Source organism: Streptomyces sp. ISL-36 (assembly GCF_018614205.1).
In the GTDB taxonomy this organism is placed as follows: Bacteria; Actinomycetota; Actinomycetes; order Streptomycetales; family Streptomycetaceae; genus Streptomyces.
Genome location: NZ_JAGGOS010000046.1, coordinates 36,555 through 55,501, shown reverse-complemented (window position 1 = coordinate 55,501; position 18,947 = coordinate 36,555). Strand labels below are relative to the sequence as shown.

Annotated in this window: 16 protein-coding genes and 1 pseudogene; 7 read left to right on the top strand and 10 right to left on the bottom strand. The window is 72.9% G+C overall.

Going from position 1 to position 18,947, the window contains the following annotated elements; genetic code table 11:
* Positions 1-19: 19 nt before the first annotated feature.
* Positions 20-871 carry an AraC family transcriptional regulator gene (locus J7E93_RS12265; protein WP_251066449.1) on the top strand — a complete coding sequence of 284 codons (852 nt, stop codon included), beginning with the start codon at positions 20-22 and terminating at the stop codon, positions 869-871.
* Here J7E93_RS12265 and J7E93_RS12260 read toward each other — a convergent pair.
* The 6 genes from J7E93_RS12260 to J7E93_RS12235 form a co-directional block, all read right to left on the bottom strand.
* Positions 868-2,766 (bottom strand): serine/threonine-protein kinase, encoded by a 1,899-nt coding sequence (locus J7E93_RS12260; protein WP_215068406.1) that lies wholly within the window; start codon positions 2,764-2,766, stop codon positions 868-870. The two genes, J7E93_RS12265 and J7E93_RS12260, sit on opposite strands and share 4 nt — an antisense overlap.
* Before the next feature lie 179 nt (positions 2,767-2,945).
* Positions 2,946-3,398 (bottom strand): SSI family serine proteinase inhibitor, encoded by a 453-nt coding sequence (locus tag J7E93_RS12255; protein ID WP_308368401.1) that lies wholly within the window; start codon positions 3,396-3,398, stop codon positions 2,946-2,948.
* A 317-nt stretch (positions 3,399-3,715) separates the two neighbouring features.
* Positions 3,716-4,615, bottom strand: coding sequence for an endonuclease/exonuclease/phosphatase family protein (locus J7E93_RS12250; RefSeq protein WP_215068402.1), 900 nt, complete (start codon positions 4,613-4,615; stop codon positions 3,716-3,718).
* A 111-nt stretch (positions 4,616-4,726) separates the two neighbouring features.
* Positions 4,727-6,343 (bottom strand): transporter, encoded by a 1,617-nt coding sequence (locus J7E93_RS12245; RefSeq protein ID WP_215068400.1) that lies wholly within the window; start codon positions 6,341-6,343, stop codon positions 4,727-4,729.
* Positions 6,340-7,185 carry an ABC transporter ATP-binding protein gene (locus tag J7E93_RS12240; protein ID WP_215068398.1) on the bottom strand — a complete coding sequence of 282 codons (846 nt, stop codon included), beginning with the start codon at positions 7,183-7,185 and terminating at the stop codon, positions 6,340-6,342. The genes J7E93_RS12245 and J7E93_RS12240 overlap by 4 nt, the downstream gene beginning before the upstream one ends.
* Before the next feature lie 71 nt (positions 7,186-7,256).
* Entirely contained in the window at positions 7,257-7,934 is a 678-nt protein-coding gene (locus J7E93_RS12235) for a bifunctional DNA primase/polymerase (RefSeq protein ID WP_215068396.1), read from the bottom strand.
* A 265-nt stretch (positions 7,935-8,199) separates the two neighbouring features.
* Between J7E93_RS12235 and J7E93_RS12230 the strand changes: the two genes are divergently transcribed.
* Together J7E93_RS12230 and J7E93_RS12225 are read left to right on the top strand one after the other, a co-directional pair.
* A complete protein-coding gene (locus J7E93_RS12230) occupies positions 8,200-9,582 on the top strand; it encodes a transcriptional regulator (RefSeq protein ID WP_215068394.1) in 1,383 nt (460 codons plus the stop codon).
* Positions 9,583-9,761: 179 nt separating this feature from the next.
* On the top strand, positions 9,762-11,255 hold the full coding sequence (locus tag J7E93_RS12225) for a hypothetical protein (RefSeq protein WP_215068392.1): 1,494 nt from the start codon (positions 9,762-9,764) through the stop codon (positions 11,253-11,255).
* 49 nt (positions 11,256-11,304) lie between these two features.
* Here J7E93_RS12225 and J7E93_RS12220 read toward each other — a convergent pair whose 3' ends face one another.
* Positions 11,305-12,633 (bottom strand): ABC transporter substrate-binding protein, encoded by a 1,329-nt coding sequence (locus J7E93_RS12220; protein WP_251066432.1) that lies wholly within the window; start codon positions 12,631-12,633, stop codon positions 11,305-11,307.
* A gap of 204 nt (positions 12,634-12,837) precedes the next feature.
* On the opposite strand from J7E93_RS12220, the gene J7E93_RS12215 reads away from it, so the two are divergent.
* Complete coding sequence (locus J7E93_RS12215) at positions 12,838-13,284, top strand: hypothetical protein (protein ID WP_215068623.1); 447 nt, start codon at positions 12,838-12,840, stop codon at positions 13,282-13,284.
* Positions 13,285-13,330: 46 nt separating this feature from the next.
* A complete protein-coding gene (gene purU / locus J7E93_RS12210; RefSeq protein ID WP_215068389.1) occupies positions 13,331-14,182 on the top strand; it encodes a formyltetrahydrofolate deformylase in 852 nt (283 codons plus the stop codon).
* Between the two features lie 15 nt (positions 14,183-14,197).
* Here the strand turns inward: purU and J7E93_RS12205 are convergent, their stop codons facing one another.
* Both J7E93_RS12205 and J7E93_RS12200 read right to left on the bottom strand, forming a co-directional pair.
* Positions 14,198-15,556, bottom strand: a complete 1,359-nt coding sequence (locus tag J7E93_RS12205; RefSeq protein ID WP_215068387.1) for a zf-HC2 domain-containing protein — start codon at positions 15,554-15,556, stop codon at positions 14,198-14,200.
* Positions 15,553-16,134: a sigma-70 family RNA polymerase sigma factor gene (locus tag J7E93_RS12200; RefSeq protein ID WP_215068385.1), complete on the bottom strand. Its 582-nt coding sequence runs from the start codon at positions 16,132-16,134 to the stop codon at positions 15,553-15,555. The genes J7E93_RS12205 and J7E93_RS12200 overlap by 4 nt, the downstream gene beginning before the upstream one ends.
* Before the next feature lie 220 nt (positions 16,135-16,354).
* Here J7E93_RS12200 and J7E93_RS37000 point away from each other — a divergent pair.
* Together J7E93_RS37000 and J7E93_RS12190 are read left to right on the top strand one after the other, a co-directional pair.
* A pseudogene (locus J7E93_RS37000) lies at positions 16,355-16,720 on the top strand (STAS domain-containing protein); the annotation flags it as partial.
* Positions 16,721-16,846: 126 nt separating this feature from the next.
* Entirely contained in the window at positions 16,847-17,362 is a 516-nt protein-coding gene (locus tag J7E93_RS12190; protein ID WP_374105377.1) for an EF-hand domain-containing protein, read from the top strand.
* Here J7E93_RS12190 and J7E93_RS12185 read toward each other — a convergent pair.
* Complete coding sequence (locus J7E93_RS12185) at positions 17,353-18,855, bottom strand: class I adenylate-forming enzyme family protein (RefSeq protein ID WP_215068381.1); 1,503 nt, start codon at positions 18,853-18,855, stop codon at positions 17,353-17,355. The genes J7E93_RS12190 and J7E93_RS12185 overlap by 10 nt on opposite strands.
* Between the last annotated feature and the right edge of the window lie 92 nt (positions 18,856-18,947).

The following is an 18,947-nucleotide window of genomic DNA, read 5'->3' as shown; positions in this document are numbered from 1 at the left end:
CTTGTACGTTCTTTGCGTGATGCCGCGGCAGGAGATCTCAGCCTGGCGCCCGCCGGTCCCGGGCGTGGTGGAGGTGTTCCACGCCCGCTTCACCGAGCACGCCTACCCCATGCACGTCCACGACGCCTGGACTCTGCTGATCGTCGACGACGGCGCGGTCCGCTACGACCTGGACCGCCACGAGCACGGCACACCGAAGGACACCGTGAGCCTGCTCCCGCCGCAGGTGCCGCACAACGGCTCGCCCGCCACCCCCGGCGGCTTCCGCAAACGCGTGCTCTACCTCGACATGACGCAACTGGACGAGCGTTTCATCGGGCCGGCGGTGGACCGCCCGGACCTCGCCGACCCCCTGCTGCGCAGACGGGTCGGACAGCTGCACACGGTCCTCACCGGCCCGGGCGAGGAGTTGGAGGCGGAGAGCCGCCTGGCCCTCATCGGCGAGCGGCTGCGCGCGCACCTGCGCCCCAGCCCGGCCTTCGGCAGCGCGGCGCCCGACCACGGCGTCGCCCGGCGTCTGCGTGACCTCCTCGACGCGCGGATGGTCGAGGGCATCACCCTGGGCGAGGCCGCGGGCGTGCTCCACACCCACCCCGCGCATCTCGTACGGTCCTTCAGCGGCGCCTTCGGCATCGCCCCGCACCAGTACGTGGTGTCCCGGCGCGTCGACCTGGCCCGCCGCCTCCTGCTCGACGGACAGCCCCCGCGTGAGGTGGCGGCCGCCGCGGGCTTCCACGACCAGCCGCACCTCACCCGGCACTTCAAGCGGCTCACGGGCACGACTCCGGGCCGGTACGCCACGGCCGGCGCGTCGGGCGGGCGGACACCGTCCAGGCCCGCTCCCTGGCCCGCCGGCTCTTCTGCGGTCTAGCTCTCCTTGGGGTCGGCGGCGTTGCGCCAGATCGTGAGGTCGACGGTGACGTACTTGCTGGGGTCCTTCGCGCCCGACTTGCCGCGATAGGTCGCCACCGCGATGTGCCCCGCGTCGCTGAGGACGCAGATCTGCGAGCCGTTCGTGAGCTGGTCGAGACCGATCCGCTCGGTGTAGCGGGTCTCGGCGCGGCAGGTCTCCAGGGAGCCCTTCTGGGCGTTGTTCAACAGGACCAGCTTCCCGTTGGCGGTGCCCAGCTTGTCCTCCCCGAACATGGAGTCGTGGTAGTAGAACAGGTCCCCGTGGCCGTAGAGCACGCCGCTCTCGGTGTCCTCGGTCGGGCGCGGCGGGTTGTCGGCGAGCATGAGGTAGTAGTTCCCCGTCATGTCGACGTTCTTGTACGAGACCGGCTTGGGGTCGGTCCGCGGCTGGGTCCCGTCCGTCGCGTCCGTCGACCCGCCGGTGCCGGACCCGCCCGTGTTCGTGCCGCCCGTGCTCGAAGTACCTCCGGACGACGCGGACTTGTTGTCCTTCGGGCTGTCGGGCAGCAGGGACCCGATGACCCCCAGGAGCACGATCGCGCCCACGATGGACGCGGCGACGATCAGCCCTGTCCGCTTGGGCTTCGGCGGTTGGGGCGGGAAGCCGCCGGGATGGAAGGGCGGCGGGGTGCGGTAACCCGGCCCGTACCCGGGCGGGTTCTGGTACCCGGGCGCGTTCTGGTAGCCGGGGTAGGGCGTCCGGTAGCCGGGCGGCATCGTGCCCGGGCCGCCCTGGGTGCCCGGAGCGGTGGGGGCAGTGGCACCCGGGGCCCGGGGCGGCATGGCGGGGGCGGCCGGGGCACCCGGAGCCGCCTGTGTCGGAGCCGCGGCCGCCGCGCCGACGGTGGGCGGGTACGGCGGGGCTCCGGCGCCCGGCGCCGGATGCTGCGGGGAGCGTTCGGTCGGGGTGGGGGTGACGGGGGCCGGCGCGGGGGGCTTCACCGGTGCGGGCAGCTGCAGCCGCTCGGTGATCGACCCGGCGATCGCCTTCGGCAGCCAGTCCTCGCCCTGGCGCAGCGGGTCGGGCGAGATGGCGTGGCACAGCTCGATGACCTCGGTCAGGGCGGGGCGATCGGCCGGGTCGCGGCTGAGGCAGCGCGTCACCAGGGGGCGCAGCTCGTCGGGCAGTCTGCTGAGGTCGGGGTCCTCGTGCACGATGCGGTAGAGCACGGCGTGGGAGGGCCCGTCACCGAAGGCGGGCGCGCCGATCGCCGCGTAGGCCGCGATCTGCCCGAGGGCGAAGATGTCGGTGGCGGGGGTGATCGTGCCGGCCGCCGCCTGTTCGGGCGCCATGAACGCGGGGGTGCCGATGCTGACGCCGGTGCTGGTCAGGGCGGTGGAGTCGGCCGCGCGGGCGATGCCGAAGTCGATCACCCGGGGGCCGTCGGAGGCCAGCAGGACGTTGGCGGGCTTCAGGTCGCGGTGGACGATGCCGGCGCCGTGGATGACGTTGAGGGCCTCGGCGACCCCCACGGTCAGCAGCAGCACACTGCGCAGCGGCAGTCCGCCGTGCTGGGCCACGGCGTGCGCGAGGGAGGGCCCCGGCACGTAGGCGGTGGCCAGCCAGGGCTGCGAGCCCTCGGTGTCCGAGTCGATGACCGGGGCGGTGTACAGGCCCTGCACGCGCTGCGCGGCCCGTACCTCCTGCTGGAAGCGCCGCCGGAACTCGGCGTCGCCGCTGAACTCGGGCCGGATCACCTTGAGGGCGATGGGCCGGCCGCCGGGCGTGTACGAGAGGTACACCTTGCCCATGCCACCCGAGCCCAGCACGGCCGCGAGGTGGTACCCGCCCACCACGGCCGGGTCGTCCGCCTTCAGTGGCTGGAAAAGGTCGGCCGAAGGTGCACTGCTCATAAGGAACCATCCCCCTGCTAGCGGCGATCCGGAGCGTGCCGGTGCTCCGAAGTCGAGCGAGAGCGTATCGAATCAGCGCCCCTTTCAAGCCGCTCGGAGGCCACACGCGGAAAACGGGCGGGCCCCCACCCTCGGGTGGGGGCCCGCAAGTTCACGCGCCTGGGGCACGGTCCGGCCGGTCAGAAGGAGAAGACGGCGCCTTCGGCCACCCTGGACCGCATCTCGCACGCGTTGCCGTACGTGGCCGACCAGCTGATCCGCCGGCCCTCCCACACGCCGTCGGCGGTGACCGTGACCGGGTCCCACTCGCGCGTACACGGGCGGTTGCCCGGTATCGCCGTCAGGAGGCCGAGGTCACCGCCGGCCGCGGCCAGTTCGGCGCACGCGGCGGCGGGCGAGGGGTGGCTGCCTCCCGGCAGGGGGGCACAGTCCAGGGTCACCGCGCGCCGGACCGAGGCGGTCGCGGCGGACTCCCCCTGGCCGAGGGTGAGCACGATCGCCGACGGCGGGTAGAGGGAGGCCGGCTTGGCGGGCTCGGCGTACGCGCTGCCGGTGAGGGCCGTGCCGACGAACGCGAGGCCGGTTGCGGCGGCGAAGGCGGTGGCGGCACGGGTGCTGCGGAGGTAACGCACGAAATGACTCCTTTTCGGATGCGGGTGCGATTGCGGAAGGGAGTCTTGTCGGCGCTCAGCGTGATCGCACATCCGCCGCAACTTTCCGGCCGCGACCATTCCGCATGCCCTTCCAGTACCCGACCGATTGGTCGTTCGGGCAGCTGAGGAGGGGTGTGCCGAGCCGTCACGGCGGCTCCGACGGCCGGAAGTGCCCCAGTGGTACAACCTCGAACGACCCGGTGACCTGGGGCTTTAGGGAATTGGTTCACCCCTGGAACACTCGCCGGCCTCTCTGGTCGACCGGAAGGCCACCCTTCGGACCCGCCCCGGACCCGCTACTCCCAGGCCGCGGCGCCCCGGAGGAGGTTGTGGTCCGACATGTTCTCGGTCTTGCCCATGGCGTCGCCCTGCACGGACCGGAAGTGATCCGCCGAGACGAAGATGTAGTCCAGCTTCCCGTTCGGATGCGTCGTCTCTCCGGAGCGGCAGTAGGTGCCCGTGCAGCCGGAGTGGAAGTAGTCCTGGTCGCTCTCGTCGACCTCGCCGTAACGACCCGTACCGCCCTGGAACCCGTAGAACTCGCTCGTCTCGGGGCTGACCGGGGCCGCGTTGAAGTCGCCCGCCAGGATCACGGGCAGGGTCCCCGCCCAGGCGTCGACCTGCCTGCGGACCTCCTGGGCCTGAGCCAGGCGGCCACTGTCGCCGCGGTGCGACAGGTGCGTCACGCAGGAGAGCGTCGTGCGCCCCTCGATCGCGCCCTTGGCGCAGAGCAGGCCGCGGGTGTTGCTGTCCTCCGGGTTGGCCGGCAGCTGCGCGGTCAGTCGCTCCACGGAGGAGGTCTTGACGAAGACCGCGAGACCGAAGCGCAGGTCGGTGCCCCACTTGCCGCACCCGCTGGGCCCGCTGCTCGTCGCGTACCACGCGGGCGCGTACCCGGTGAGACGGTCGCGCAGGGCGGCGTACTGCCCGTAGCAGACCTCGGTGAGCATGAGGGAGTCGGCGGACCAGTGGTCCACGGCGCTCTGGATCGTCCCGGCCCACTCGCCCGGTGTGACACCGGTGTGCGCGCACGCGGCGCCGCAGGCGTTGTAGGTCAGCATCCGCACCGAGGGCGCGGTCGACGGCGAGACGACGTCGGCCTGGGCGGACGACGCCACGCCGAAGGTCATCAGCAGGGCGGCGGCGGCGAGCGCCGTCACCCGCCGGACGGCTCTGGAGAGGGAGGAAATGGCCACGTCGCCCGAATCTCTCTGTGTGTCAGGTGCCCCTGTACGGCGCCCGATCGGCCGTCACAGTGTGACCGCGCGGGCAGTGGGCCGACCCGGCGGCCCACTGCCCGTCGGGACTCACCCCTTGCTGACCGCCGCCAGGATCTCCGGCAGCCGCCCGGCCGTCCGGGGTGCCGCCAGCCTCAGGCCGCCCCAGGCGAGCAGGGCGCCGTACAGGACGCCGCCCGGGAGCAGCACCCACAACAGGGACTCCTCGTCCGCGAGGTGGAGGTAGACCGTCGCCCCGATCACCGGTGCGCACAGCACCGCCGCCGCGAGCATCCCGCCGAGGATCGACATCCAGGCCAGCCCGCCCTGCCCGGGAGCCACGTTCTTGTACGCGCTGTCCTGCGGGATCGAGTACGGGAAGGAGGCGGAGGCCATCGCACCCGTCGCCAGCATCGCCCCCAGCAGCGCGAAGGCCAGGCCCAGCGCGTCCGGCAGCGAGGACCAGTCGCCCAGCACCGCCGCCGTCGCCACCGTCACCACGACCGTGTACGGAAGGGTGATCACCAGCAGGGCCAGCGCCCGCGCCCGCAGCTCGGCGTACGCGTCCGCGGGCGTCGAGATCGTCTGCGCGACCATCCAGAACGCCGAGGTGTCCTGACCGAACTGGTTGTACATCAGGATCCCGAGCATCCCCGAGGCGAAGCACGCGAAGTAGACCGAGCCCGTCCCCTGGAGCGCGTTGACCAGCGGCACGATCAACCCGATCGCCAGGGAGGAGACCCAGGCGCCCTTCGTCTTCGGATCGCGCCAGATGTACCGCAGGCCGCGCTCCATCACCGCACCCGTGCGTCCGGCCGGCAGCAGCCGCGCGAGGAGACCCGAGCCGCCCTTGTCCCGGGCCCCGGCGTCGGCGGTCGCGCCGATCGTCGAACCGTCCGGCCTCGTCATCAGCCTGACCAGGCTCCGCTGCCACCAGTACACCAGCGCGGCCAGGGCGGCCGCCGTGAGCAGCAGCCGGGCCGCGGCCACGGCGTACGCGCCCTCGCCCGCCGCTTCCATGGCCGCGACGGCCGAGGCGGGCGGCAGCCACGACACCACCTCCGCCGCCGGCTCCAGAGTGGACAGGCCGCCGGACCGGCTCAGCTGCTGGACGCCGAAGTTGACCACCTGGATGCCGACGGCGATCAGCAGCCCGCTCAGCACCGCCAGATCACGGCCCTTGCGCGAGGTCAGCAACCGTACGTTGGCGGCCGCGACCGCCCGCGAGAGCGCCACGCACACCAGCACCACGAGCGGCACGGCGATCACCGCCGTCACGGTCGCCGCGGCGCCCCGCACCACCGCGAGGGCGGCGCCCACCGCCAGACACAGCGTGAACACCGGGCCGATGCCCACGAGCGAGGCGACGAACAGGGCCCGTACCAGCAGCCGGGGCCGCAGCGGCAGCATCACGAGCCGCGACGGATCGAGCGTCTCGTCACCGCTCGACACGAAGAGCGGCATCACCGTCCACGCGAGCGCGAGCACCGCGGTCATCAGCACCGTGACGGTGCCCGCGTGGACGCTGCCCCGCATCAGGACGAAGGCGAGCGTCATCCCCGTGGCGAAGAGGACCGAGACCACGATCGAGGAGACGTACGCCGCCGTCCGCCCCGCCGACTGCCGCAGGCCGTTGCGCAGCAGCGCCAGCTTGAGCCGTACGAAGACGGAGGTGAGGGAGGGCGGTGCGGTGGTGGCCGTGCTCATCGGGCGCCGCCCCCGCCGAGCCAGTCCAGCGAGTCCCCGGCCGCTTCCCGCCCGCCCGCGCCCACCAGCTCCAGGAACGCGGCCTGCAGCGACGGCGCGTCGCCCTTCACGGCCGCGAGCGGGCCCTGGGCCCTGATCTGGCCCGCGGCCATCACCGCGACCCAGTCGCACAGGGACTCCACCAGCTCCATCACATGGCTGGAGAAGACGACGGTCGCGCCGGAGCCGGTGTACCGCTCCAGAACCCCGCGGATGGTCTGCGCCGACACCGGGTCGACACCCTCGAACGGCTCGTCGAGGAAGAGGACTTCCGGGTTGTGCAGGAGCGCCGCCGCGAGCCCGATCTTCTTCCGCATACCGGTCGAGTAGTCCACGACCAGCTTGTTCTGCGCGCCCGCCAGGTCCAGGACGTCGAGCAGCTGGGCGGCCCGCTTGTCGACCTCGGCACCGGGCAGCCCCCGCAGCCGCCCGCTGTACGCGAGGAGTTCGCGGCCCGAGAGGCGCTCGAAGAGCCGCAGCCCCTCCGGCAGGATGCCGATCCGGGCCTTGACCTCGGCGACCGACTCCGGGTCGCGCCAGACGTCGTGCCCGGCGACCAGCACCCGCCCGTGGTCGGGCCGCAGCAGCCCGGTGATCATGGACAGCGTGGTCGTCTTGCCGGCGCCGTTGGGCCCGACGAGCCCGATGAACCTGCCCGCCGGCAGGACGAGATCGATGCCGCTCACCGCGATCTGCTGCCCGAAGCGCTTCCACAGCCCCTCGACGCGAACGGCGGGCACCGCACCGTCGTCCGGTGCGCGGCCCGCCTGTTCGTACACTCCGTCAAATGCCTGGTCAGGCATGCCCCGTCAACCCCTCGGTCGTCCCCGTATACGTACGGGGCACACCCTAAGGGGCGTCCGCGGGCCCTCTCTCAGGGCCTGCGAGCCCTCGCCGCCGCCGCTTCCCGGCCGCACGCGTACGCGAGCGGGCTGATGAGCTCCTCGGCGTCGGGCAGCCAGCGGTTCGCCGGGGTCGGCCGCCGAGCCCACTGCACGGCTCCGTGCCCGCCGACCCGGGTGGGCGGCGCCGCGACGTAGTGGCCCTCGCCGCGGGTGACCAGGTCGATCGAGGCCGGGGCCCAGCCCAGCTTGCGGACCAGGTCGGGGACCTTGGTGGCCGCGCCCGGCAGGACGAAGAAGAACATCCGGCGGTCCGGGGTGCAGGTCACCGGGCCGAGCGTGAGGTCCATGCGCTCCATCCGGGCCAGCGCCAGGAAGCCGGCCGACTCGGGGACCTCGATCGCGTCGAAGGTGCGGCCGGTCGGCAGCAGGATCGAGGCCTTGGGCTGCTTCGACCACATGCGCCGGGCGCCGACGGCGCTGCCGGTCGCCTGCGTCGACCAGTCGGGCCTGGCCGGGTGGGCGCCGGCTGCGACGCAGCCGTCCGTCCCGCAGGAGCAGCGCTCCCTGCCCTCCACGGCTTCAAGCCAGGTGCCGGGGAACACGTCCCAATGCCGCTCTTCCGCATACCGCACGGCGCAGTCCAGCAGCTGCTCTCCTCGCTGCTTGGGGATGTGTGCGGCTTCCGTGACTCCCATGGTCTCTTCCACGGTGAACTCAACTCCCGCCGTCACCTGGGGTTACGGGCGAGGCGAAGAGCGGTGTGGCGCATCGATCCTGCACGCCGGGGCGCATGGGTGCACGGACGGGGGCGCGCATGCGGCCGGGGAGCGGTGGAGGGGTAGCCACAGGTGGGGATCGGCCGCGGCGCCATGGCCGATGCGTCCGGTTTCGCGTGTTCACATCGGCATTGACCATATATCCGCCGGGCAGTGATCAGTTCTCTCGCTCGCACACCGGCCTCAGGGGGTAGTCATGGCGGCCAGACCACTCGTCGCTCGTCAGCTGAACGAAAGACTGCAGGCGCTCATCCAGGAGGCCGGGTGCTCCAACGCCGGCCTCGCCCGCAGGGTGAACATGGTCGGCGCGGAACGCGGCCTCGACCTGCGGTACGACAAGACGTCGGTGGCGCGCTGGCTGCGCGGGCAGCAGCCGCGCGGCCGGGCGCCGGGAATCATCGCCGAGGCGCTGGGCCGGAAGCTCGGACGTACGGTCACCATCGACGAGATCGGCATGGCGAACGGCAAGAACCTGGCCGCCGGGGTCGGGTTGCAGTTCGCGCCGACCGTGCTCGGCGCGATCGAGCAGGTCTGCGAGCTGTGGCGCAGCGACGTGGGACGCCGCGACTTCCTCTCCGGTTCGACGGTGGCGGCCTCCGCGCTGGTCGAGCCGAGCAGGGACTGGCTGATCACGGGCGCGGACGCCCAGGTCGCCCGGTCGGCCGGGGCGCGGGTGGGCGTCTCGGACGTCGCGGCCGTCCGCGCGATGACCGCGGCGCTGGTGGACCTGGACCGCAGGTTCGGCTCGGGGCACGTCCGGCCGGTGGTGGTGCACTACCTCAACAGCGTCGTGGCCGGGCTCCTTTCGGGGTCGTACCGCGACGCGGTGGGACGGCAGCTGTTCGCGGCGGTGGCGCGGCTCACGGAGCTGGCCGGGTACATGGCGGTGGACACCGGCCAGCCGGGGCTCGCCCAGCGGTACTACATCCAGGCGCTGCGACTGGCCCAGGCGGCGGGCGACCGCGGGTACGGCGGGTATGTGCTCGCCGCCTCGATGAGTCATCTGGCCGCGCAGCTCGGAAACCCCCGGGAGATCGCCCAGTTGGCGCGGGCGGCGCAGGAGGGAGCGCGCGGGCGGGTGACACCTCGGGCGGAGGCGATGTTCTGCGCGGCGGAGGCCCGCGGGCACGCGCTGCTCGGGGACGTCCACTCCTTCGAGGCCGTCGCGGGGCGGGCCGTACGGGCCCTGGAGCGGGCGGACCCGGAGTCGGGCGACGACCCGGACTGGATCGCCCACTTCGACCACGCCTATCTGGCGGACGAGCTCGCCCACTGCCACCGCGACCTCGGGCAGGCGGAGGAGGCGGCCCGGGCGGCCCAGGAGTCGCTGAGCGGCCATCCGCCGACCCGCGCGCGACGCCGGGCGATCGGCCTGGTCCTGCTCGCGTCGGCGCAGGTCCAGCGGCGGGAGGTGGAGCAGGCCTGCCACACGGGCACGCGGGCCCTGGAGCTCCTGGCGACGCTGCGGTCCTCGCGCGGCGCGGAGTATCTGGACGACCTCAAGGAACGGCTGGAGCCGTACGCGGGGGAGCCGGCGGTCCAGGAGTTCGGGGCGCGTCTCGCGCTGCACGCGGCGTGACGGCGACTCCACCTCGGCCGACCGGCCCGTTTCGCGGCAGGGGAAGGGGACGCGTCGGTACGACGGTCACGGGCGGCTTCGTTGTGGGTCTGTAACCGGTCTCACACGCGTGTGCACGGCGCCGGACGCACCCGGTAGCGTGAACCGACGATTCCGTAGGTCCAGTAGTAGGAGTCCCGGTGACGCAAAGCGGACAGGGTCCGGAGCCGCAGTATCCGGCGGCGCGGCCCGCGCACGAAGGTGTCGTGCTGCCCGCCGAGGGCGGCGTGGAGACCGGCCCGGCCGCAGGCCCGGCCGGCGGGCAGCCGTGGGGCGGTGCCTGGGGCCCCGGCGGGGCACCGCAGGGCCGGCCCCTGCCGCCGGCGCAGCCGCTGCCGCCCGAGGCCGTACCGGGCGGCGTCGCGGACATGCAGGCGACCCAGTACATCGCGCCCGTCCCGCCGCAGAACGCGCCCCCGGCCGCCGGGCCCGGGCCCCTGCCCGGCCCGATGCCGGGCGCCATGCCCGGTGCGCCGGGCTCCATACCGGGCGCGCACCCGCAGCCGGGACACCAGCCGCCGCAGGGCGGCTACGGCTATCCGCCCGCGGGGCCCGCGCCCTGGGAGGCGTCCCCCGCCGCCCCCGGCCCCTCCGCCGCCGACCTGCAGGCGACCCAGCACATCCCGCCCGTCGCCGCACAGGGCGGTTCGGACACCCAGTTCCTCGGCACCGGTCCGCTGCACCAGCAGGGTGCCCCCGGTCAGCCCGTCGGCGCCTCCGACGCGACCCAGTACATCGCGCCCGTACCGCCGCAGACGCCCGGTGAACGGCAGCCGCCCGCGGAGTTCGACAACCTCTTCCGCAGCGACGCGACGCAGCACATGCCGCAGCCCCCGCAGGCGCAGCAGCAGCCGCCGATGGCCCGGCCGCCGCGGCAACAGCAGTACCCCCAGCAGCAGTTCGCCCCGCACACGCCTCCGCCGCAGCCCTCCCCGTTCCAGGACGCCTATCCCCAGGCCTCCTACCAGGACGGGTACGACGAGGCGCCGGAGCCGCGCCGCAAGTCGCCCGTCGCGCTGATCGCCGCCGTCGTCGTCGGCTGCGCGATCGTCGGCCTGGGCGCCGGGGCGCTGCTCAGCGGCGGCGAGGACGAGAAGGAGAAGGACAAGGTCCCGGGCCAGACCGTGGCGGCGAGTTCGAGCGCCCCGGCCGACGGCTCGACCGAGAAGCCCGCCGACCCCGCCGAACCGCAGGCGAAGGAGCTCGACAAGCTGCTCGCGGACAGCAACAACAGCCGTGACGCGGTGATCCGTTCGGTCGAGGCCATCAAGCAGTGCAAGAACCTCGACCAGGCCGCCACCGATCTGCGCGGCGCCGCTCAGCAGCGCCGCGGCCTGGTGACCCGGCTGCAGGGCCTGAGGGTCGACAAGCTGCCGCAGAACGCGGCCCTGACCGCCTCCCTCACCAAGGCGTGGCAGGCCTCGGCGTCCGCCGACGACCACTACGCGGCCTGGGCCGTCCAGATGAAGGGCAAGAAGGCCTGCAAGGACGGGAAGGCCCGGAGCACCAACCACGCGGTCGAGGCGCACAAGAAGAGCGGCGAGGCCACGACCGCCAAGAAGGAGGCGGCCGGGCTGTGGAACCCGACCGCCGTGAAGTACGGACTGACGCAGCGGACCCCCACCCAGCTCTAGGGAGTCTCCGCAGGGCCAGGTCGTCTCCGCAGGGCGGCGTGAGGGCGGGCTACGGGGCGGTGAGGACGGTTTCGCCGACGTCGACGAAGCCGGGCTTCTGCGCCACGAGCCGCCCCTGGCGGACCACCTGGAACGTCACCTCGTGGTTGACGATCCGGGGGAAGCCGGGCGCCCCGAGCATGTCCTCGTACCGCCAGCGCAGTTCGGGCGTGAGGCCGCCGGTGTCGATGCTGACACCCCGGTCGAGGGCGTGCGAGACGGCGCCCGCAGTGATCGAGTCCCGGTCGAGCGACTCGACCACCTTCCGCAGGACGGTGTAGGCGATCCAGGTCGTCTGGACACCCGCGTCGGCCGGGTCGACCCGGTTGTCGGCGAACGCGTGCCGCTGGATCACCTTCCGCATCGGCGCCCACCGCGCGTCGTTCGCCTCTGGGTACCAGCCGGTGACGTACGCGCCCTCGAAGGGGCTGCGCGCACCGCCCGTCCGGTCGATGACGGGCTGGCTGACGCTGCCGAGCACGGAGGAGATCCGGACGGCGTCATCGCCCTTCGCCTCACCCTTGGCGTCGTCGTTCGCGTCGTCGTTCCCGGTGCCGTCCGCCCCGGCGGTCGTGCTCCGTGCGTCCTCGGGCAGGCGCCGGAAGGAGTCGAAGAACGTCTGGGTGCGCTCACCGAGGACGGCGGCGACGCAGCCGTCCCGGCGGCCGGCCTTGGTGCGTGCCCGGCCGGCCTGCTGGGTGTACTCGGCGGCGTCCTCGACGGCGGGGATGTCGGTGGCTCCCTGGTGCCGGCTCTTGCGCAGGCCGGAGTTGAGGAGGGCGGGCAGCCTGTCACCGGCGAGGGTGTCGGGCCGGACGAGGGAGACCTTGCGGCAGGACTCGGCCAGCTGCATGCCGTGACCGGCCATGAGGGAGGCCTGGCCGCCGTTGACGGGGTAGGAGAGCGGGCTGGTGAACTCGTCCTCGGAGATGCCGTAGCCGCCGATGTACGGGATGCCGGCGGCCTCCAGGGGAGCCATGAAGGCGCGGCCGTTCTGGCTGTACGAGCCGACGACGGCGACGACCTTCTCGTGGACGGCCCGGCGGGCGCAGGCCGCGGCGCCGGCGGAGGTGTTCTCTTCGTTGCAGGTGAGGATGCGGAGCTCGTGGCCGTCGATGCCGCCGGTCGCGTTCGCCCAGCGGGCGTACGCCTCGGCCATGGCGGGCATGCCGGGCATGTTCGTGGCGCGCGTGCCGTCGGGGGCCCAGGTCATCACCGTGACGGGCTCCCTGGATCCCCCCGTGGTACCAGGGAGCACGCCGCAGCCGGTGAGCAGCGACGCCCCGGCCGCCGCCGTCGTGAGATACGCGAGGAGTGAGGTCAGTCGCCTACCGGTCATGGGCATGCACATTTCCGCCTCATGGGTAACGCGGGAGTGAGCATGGTTCAACGTGGAGTGACGTGAAGGTGAATTGCCGGGGCCGGCGAGCGGCGGGCCAGGGGGCCGGTCCGCCCGCGCCAGGGGGGAACGTACGATCGAAACGTGTCCAGTCCACTCTCCAGTTCGGTGAACTCTTCCCGTCGCGGCCGTCGCTCCTCCACCATGGGCGGCATGCCGCTCAACGACATGCCGTGGTGGCGCTGGCGCAGCAACGTGCGCTCGGCGCTGCACATGCTCTCCGATCCCGGGTTCCACGAGACGACCTGGCTGGCCGGCCACGACGGGTACGGCGACGTCACCGACGCCGTCTACCGCCTGGTCGAGGACACCTGGCTGGACAACTGGTCCGCCGAGAAGTACGTCGGGACGATCTTCCGCGACTCGGGCGAGGCCGCCCTGGTGGACGTGGCGGTGCTGCGGGTGCTGCGGATCATGCACCAGGTGGGCCCCGACGCGCCGTTCTCCGCGTACATGGAGCACCACGGGTGGCCGGAGGCCGTGCGCGCCGCCCGCGAGGCCCACGTACGGCTGGCGTCGGCGGACGGCGAGGACCCGGACACGCCCCCGCGCTCGCTGGACGTGCTCCGTATCATGACGCGGTCCGCCTGACGGACGGGGACCCTGTCCGCCCCGCCGGGTGTGGCACCCTACGAGGATGACTGACCAGTACGTCCTCACGCTCTCCTGCCCGGACAAACAGGGCATCGTGCACGCCGTGTCGAGCTATCTCTTCATCACCGGCTGCAACATCGAGGACAGCCAGCAGTTCGGAGACCGGGACACGGGTCTCTTCTTCATGCGCGTCCACTTCTCGGCGGAGGCGCCGGTCACGGTGGACAAGCTGCGCGCGAGCTTCGCGGCGGTGGGCGACTCGTTCGAGATGGACTGGCAGATCAACCGGGCCGACCAGCGCATGCGGGTCGTGCTGATGGTGTCGAAGTTCGGGCACTGCCTGAACGATCTGCTCTTCCGCTCGCGCATCGGGGCGCTGCCGGTCGAGATCGTCGCGGTCGTGTCCAACCACACGGACTTCGCGGAGCTGGTGGGCTCGTACGACATCCCGTTCCGCCACATGCCGGTCACCAAGGACACCAAGGCCGAGGCCGAGGCGGAGCTCCTTGAGCTCGTCCGCGCGGAGAACGTCGAGCTGGTGGTGCTCGCCCGCTACATGCAGGTCCTCTCCGACGACCTGTGCAAGCAGCTGTCGGGCCGGATCATCAACATCCACCACTCCTTCCTGCCGAGCTTCAAGGGCGCGAAGCCGTACCACCAGGCGCACGCCCGGGGTGTGAAGCTGATCGGCGCGACGGCCCACTACGTGACGGCCGACCTCGACGAGGGCCCGATCATCGAGCAGGAGGTCGAGCGGGTGGGCCACGAGGTCACCCCCGACCAGCTGGTGGCCATCGGCCGCGACGTGGAGTGCCAGGCGCTGGCCCGCGCGGTGAAGTGGCACGCCGAGCGCAGGATCCTCCTCAACGGCCGCCGCACGGTGGTCTTCGCGTAGTCCTGCCTCTCCCGGCTACAGCCGGCTCAGGGTCGCCGCCGCGAAGAGGACGTCGCGGATCGCCTCGCGGTCGCCGTCCTGGCCCGCGGCGGCCTCCTCCGGCGGGACATGGCCCGCCACCAGCTGGCAGAACTCGACGCCGTCCATTGCCACCTGGGCCACCGCGTGGTCCGGGGAGCCGACGGCCGCGGGGGAGTCCAGGGCGATGTACCAGTGGCCGCCGCCCGAGCCCTCGATCTCCAGGTGGAGCGAGCGGCCGGGGGCGCCCGCCGCGACCAGGTGGCGGGACGGGGAGGCGAGGCCCGAGCGGCGGCGGCCGGCCAGCGCCGCCGGGAGCAACCGGGCCGCCAGGTCGATCATGCCGTGCAGATGCGCGCCGCTGGGCGGTTCGTACGGATACGCCACCGCGTTCGCGATGTCGTCCGCGTGCACCCAGCACTCGAAGGCCCGCTCCAGCAGTGAGTCCCGCATCGGCAGCGCGAAGTCCCCGTACGTCACCGTCAGGTCCGCGACACCCCGTCCCGCGAACGAGACCGTCCGGATCAGCGTGTGGCTCTGCTCGCGCCACGGCTCGTGCACCCCGCGGGTCGGCGGGTGGTACGAACCCTGCCAGTACGCCTCCGTGCGCTCCGTCGGCGCCACCTGCGCGGTCCCCGTCCCCAGCGGATCGTCCAGACCGAGCGCGGCCGACACCAGGCCGTCCACCGCCAGCAGATGCCCGATCACCCCGGCGACGGACGTCCTGCGGCTCACCGGCCGCTCGCCCTCGAACCACTTCAGGCGCACCGGGGCGTGCCACTCCGACTCGCCGATGTCCCGCAGCAGCGCGTCGAGCCGGGCCGTCTCCGCGTCGTACGAAGTCGCCCAGTCGGGCACCGGGATACGGGCGGGGCGCCGGCCCAGGCAGTTCTCCAGGACCCGGGAGCGCAGCAGCGGGTCGAGGTCGAGGTCCCGATCGGTGTGCAGCAGCCCGACCGCGTCCCGGAGCCGCAGCGCCTCGTCCGCGCACGGGGCGCACTCGGTGAGATGGTCCTCGACCGCCTGGGTCTCCTCCGCCGAACACGCGGACAGCGCCCAGGCCCCGAGGAGGGACTTGAGCACGCGGTGCGTCGGAAGCGCCGCCGATGACGGCGGCGGCGGAGGAGGGGGCGGCGGAGGAGGCGGAGGAGGCGGGGGCTCCTGCGGCTGCGCGGGTTCCTCCGTCTGCTCCGGCTCCTGCGTCTGCTCCGGTCCCTCCGGCTCCTCCGGCGGCGCGGGTTCCTGTGCCTGCGCCGGGCGTGCCGACAGGTCGGCGTGGTCGTCCGCCGCCCACCGCGGTCCCGGTATCCGCGGAGCGCGCGCGACCTCTTCGGGGTCGCCGTCCGCCCCGCTCACAGCGAGCGTCCGTAGCCGGGCGGTGACGAGCCCTCCAGGGGGCGGGTGTTCGCCGTCGACAGCAACTGCAGCCCGAGCCGCAGCCGCCGCCGCGCCTCGTCCTCCGTCACCCCGAGGTCCGCCGCCGTCTGGCGGTAGTCGCGCCGCTGGAAATACGCCAGTTCCAGCGCGGCGCGCAACGGCGCCGGCATCGACGTCACGATGTAGTCCGCGCGGGCCGCGACCGAGGCCTGGCGCACCTTCTGCTCCAGCTCCTCCGCCGAACCCCGGCCCGTCTCCGCGTACGCCGTGGCCTCCGTCTGCCGCAGCCGGTACACGGCCTGGCGCTGGGTCAGCCTGGCGACCCAGGAGCGCAGGTTGCCCTGCTTGGGGTCGTACGCGTCGGGGTTCTCCCAGATGTAGCCGAAGACCTCGCGGGTGACCTGGTCGGCGGCCTCCTCGTCGTCGAGCACCCGATGGGCGAGGCTGTGCACCAGCGAGGCGAAGCGGTCGTACAGCTCTCCGAGCGCGGCGGCCTCACCGCGCGCCAGCCGCTGCTGCATCCTGCGGTCCCAGCGCGGTGGTGTGTCCTTCGCCATACGAAGCCCTCCGGAGCTCTTCGGCGGCCCTCCGACCCGAGTTCACTCCCCAAAGTAGTGCGCCGTACCGACGGAGCACTCTCCTTTGTGACAAGTGCGCCCCCGACCGGCCGGGGATGGTAGGGAAAGCGCCACCTTTCACGCGGAGGGTTTCGTTCCGCCGTCGCGGGGCAGCGGGAGGGGACAGGAAGCACTGCCTCCGTTTTGAAGGGCGCGATCGGTGACGCTCCACGTCGGCGAAGACGAGCAAGGCCCCTGGACCGTGCTGCACGTCCAGGGCGAAGTGGATCTGGTGACCTCGCCCCTGATCCGCAGACGCGTGCACGACGCCGTCGCGGGCGGCCGCCACGACGTGGTCCTCGATCTGGCCGGCGTCGAGTTCTGCGACTCCAGCGGGGTGGGCGTGCTGATCGCCTCCCGCCGCCTGATGCGCTCCTGCGGCGGCCGGCTGCGGCTCGTGCTGCCCGCGCGCGGCGCCCTGGAGGGCTCGCACGTCAACCGGGTCCTGGCCGCGCTCGGCGTCCGGCGGCTCTTCGACGTGTACGCGGACGCCGCCGACGCGGTCGACGAGCGGGCACGGCCGCTGCCCGTGACGTCCCTCGCCGGACAGGTGACTTCCACCCCGTCCTTCCCCGAGCAGTCCTCCCCGGCGCGGCGCGTGGCCGCTCCGCCCCTCTCGGCATAGGGGGCCCTCGCGTCGTAAGGTCCGCACATGGCCATGGAACCCGAGCAGCTCTACCAGCGCCGGATCGCCTCCCGTTTCGCCGCGTTCGACCAGGACGGCGACGGGACCATCTCGCGCGAGGACTTCACGACGGCGGCGAAACGGTTGCTGACCGAGTTCGACACGTCCTTCCGCTGCGACAAGGGCCAGGCGCTGGTCACCGGCGCCGAGGCGTTCTGGCAGGGCATGGCCGGGATGGCCGACATCGACGGTGACCAGCGGGTCAGCCAGCAGGAGTTCGTCGGCGGTGCGGTCAAGCGACTGCACGACCACCCCGAGCGCTTCGCGGAGATCGCCCGCCCCTTCCTCCACGCCCTGCTCGCCCTCGCCCCCACCCCTGCCGACGTGGAGCGGGCGCTGCGGGCGCTCGGCATCGACCCGGAGGCGGCGGCCACCAGCGCCGCCGCCCTGCCGACCGGCGACTCGGGAGAGGTGGAGGAGGAGGCGGCCGTGACCGCCTTCGCCCGCTACTTCATGACGGAGGACCGGACCGGTCAGGAGTAGCGCTCGCGCAGCTTGTACTTGAGAACCTTCCGCAGGGTGTCGTTGCGCGGCAGGGCCTCCACGACCTCCAGCTGTTCCGGCAGCTTGTGGACGGAGAGGCCCGCGGCGCGCAGGAAGTCCGTCACCGCCGGGAGGGTCAGGGCCGGGGCGCCGGGCGGCTGCTCGATCACCGCGCAGACGCGTTCGCCGCGCTCGGGGTCCGGCAGGCCGATGACGGCCGCGTCGCCGACCGCGGGATGCTCGTGGAGGAGGTCCTCGATCTCCTTGGCCGAGATGTTCTCGCCCTTGCGGATGATGATGTCCTTGATCCGGCCGGTGAGGACGAGATGGCCGCTCGGGGTCACATGGCCCACGTCGCCGGTGATGAGGAAGCCGTCCTCGTCGAAGGCGGCGGCCGTCTGCGCGGGGTCGAGATAGCCCTGGCACACGGCCTCGCCCCGCAGTCGCACCTCCCCGCCCTCCGCGATCCGTATCTCCATGCCCTCCGGCGGCCGGCCCTCCGTCGTCGCCAGGTTCTCGGCGGTGTCGTCCGGTGAGCCCATGGTGATCATCGGGACCTCGGTCATGCCGTAGCCGTGGGTGAGCGCGCACCCCATCTCGCGCACCACCGCGTGGTAGATCTCCGGCGGCTTGGGCGCTCCGCCGCCGGCGAGCAGCCGCAGGCTCGGGATCAGCTTCTCCCCGGGCGGCAGCTTGCGCTGCTCGGCGAGGAACAGGGAGTAGAAGGCGGTGGACCCGCCCGCCACGGTCACGCCGTGCGCGCGGTACTCCGCCACCGCGTCGGGTAGCGCGAACTGTTCGAACATCACGGCGGGGAATCCGTACAGGAGGAGCATCACCGTGTAGTCGGGCCCGGCGATATGGGCGTACGGGAAGGCCATCGAGCCCACGTCGTCCGCGGTCAGCCGCAGGGCGTGGGCGAGGCAGGAACCGCCCGCGATCAGGGAGCGGTCGGTGTGCAGGACGCCCTTGGGGTCGGAGGTCGTGCCCGAGGTCCAGTAGATCCAGCGGACGTCCGTTCCGGACGCGGGCGGGGGCGGCAGGACGGCCGGGTCGCCGTCGGGCAGGGAGTCGTACGCCTCGAAGACCCCGCGCGCGCCGAGCCGACGCGCCATCGCGGTGTGGTCGAAGCCGCGCCATACGCCGGGGACGGCGAAGAACTCGGCCTTCGACTCGTGCAGGGCGAAGCCGACCTCCCGGTCCCGGTAGAAGGGGATGACGGGGGACTGCACGGCTCCGATGCGGGCCAGGGCGAAGCTGAGGACCGCGGTCTCGATCCGGGTGGGCAGCTGCCAGGCGACGACGGTGCCGGGGCGGACACCCCTTCCGTAGAGCCCGGCGGCGCACCGCTCGGCGCGGTCGCGCAGCTCGCCGAAGGTGAGGGTCCTGTCGCCCTGGAGCAGGACGGGCCGGTCGGGGGTGAGGGCGGCGCGGCGGTCGACGAGCTCCCAGAGGGTGCGGGACTCGCCCAGGGCGTGTGCGGTGTCGGTCATGCCCGTACTCCTCATAGCTGACGGTACGTCAGATCATGCCGAGAGCGTAGAGGTCCGCCGCTTGTCGGTCCAGGGGCGCGGGGATAGCGTCT

Coding starts and splice junctions, on each gene's coding strand:
- J7E93_RS12265 (WP_251066449.1), top strand. CDS start 20: ATGCCGCGGCAGGAGATCTCAGCCTGGCGCCCGCCGGTCCCGGGCGTG.
- J7E93_RS12260 (WP_215068406.1), bottom strand. CDS start 2,766: ATGAGCAGTGCACCTTCGGCCGACCTTTTCCAGCCACTGAAGGCGGAC.
- J7E93_RS12245 (WP_215068400.1), bottom strand. CDS start 6,343: ATGAGCACGGCCACCACCGCACCGCCCTCCCTCACCTCCGTCTTCGTA.
- J7E93_RS12240 (WP_215068398.1), bottom strand. CDS start 7,185: ATGCCTGACCAGGCATTTGACGGAGTGTACGAACAGGCGGGCCGCGCA.
- J7E93_RS12230 (WP_215068394.1), top strand. CDS start 8,200: ATGGCGGCCAGACCACTCGTCGCTCGTCAGCTGAACGAAAGACTGCAG.
- J7E93_RS12220 (WP_251066432.1), bottom strand. CDS start 12,633: ATGACCGGTAGGCGACTGACCTCACTCCTCGCGTATCTCACGACGGCG.
- J7E93_RS12215 (WP_215068623.1), top strand. CDS start 12,838: ATGGGCGGCATGCCGCTCAACGACATGCCGTGGTGGCGCTGGCGCAGC.
- purU (WP_215068389.1), top strand. CDS start 13,331: ATGACTGACCAGTACGTCCTCACGCTCTCCTGCCCGGACAAACAGGGC.
- J7E93_RS12200 (WP_215068385.1), bottom strand. CDS start 16,134: ATGGCGAAGGACACACCACCGCGCTGGGACCGCAGGATGCAGCAGCGG.
- J7E93_RS12190 (WP_374105377.1), top strand. CDS start 16,847: ATGGCCATGGAACCCGAGCAGCTCTACCAGCGCCGGATCGCCTCCCGT.
- J7E93_RS12185 (WP_215068381.1), bottom strand. CDS start 18,855: ATGACCGACACCGCACACGCCCTGGGCGAGTCCCGCACCCTCTGGGAG.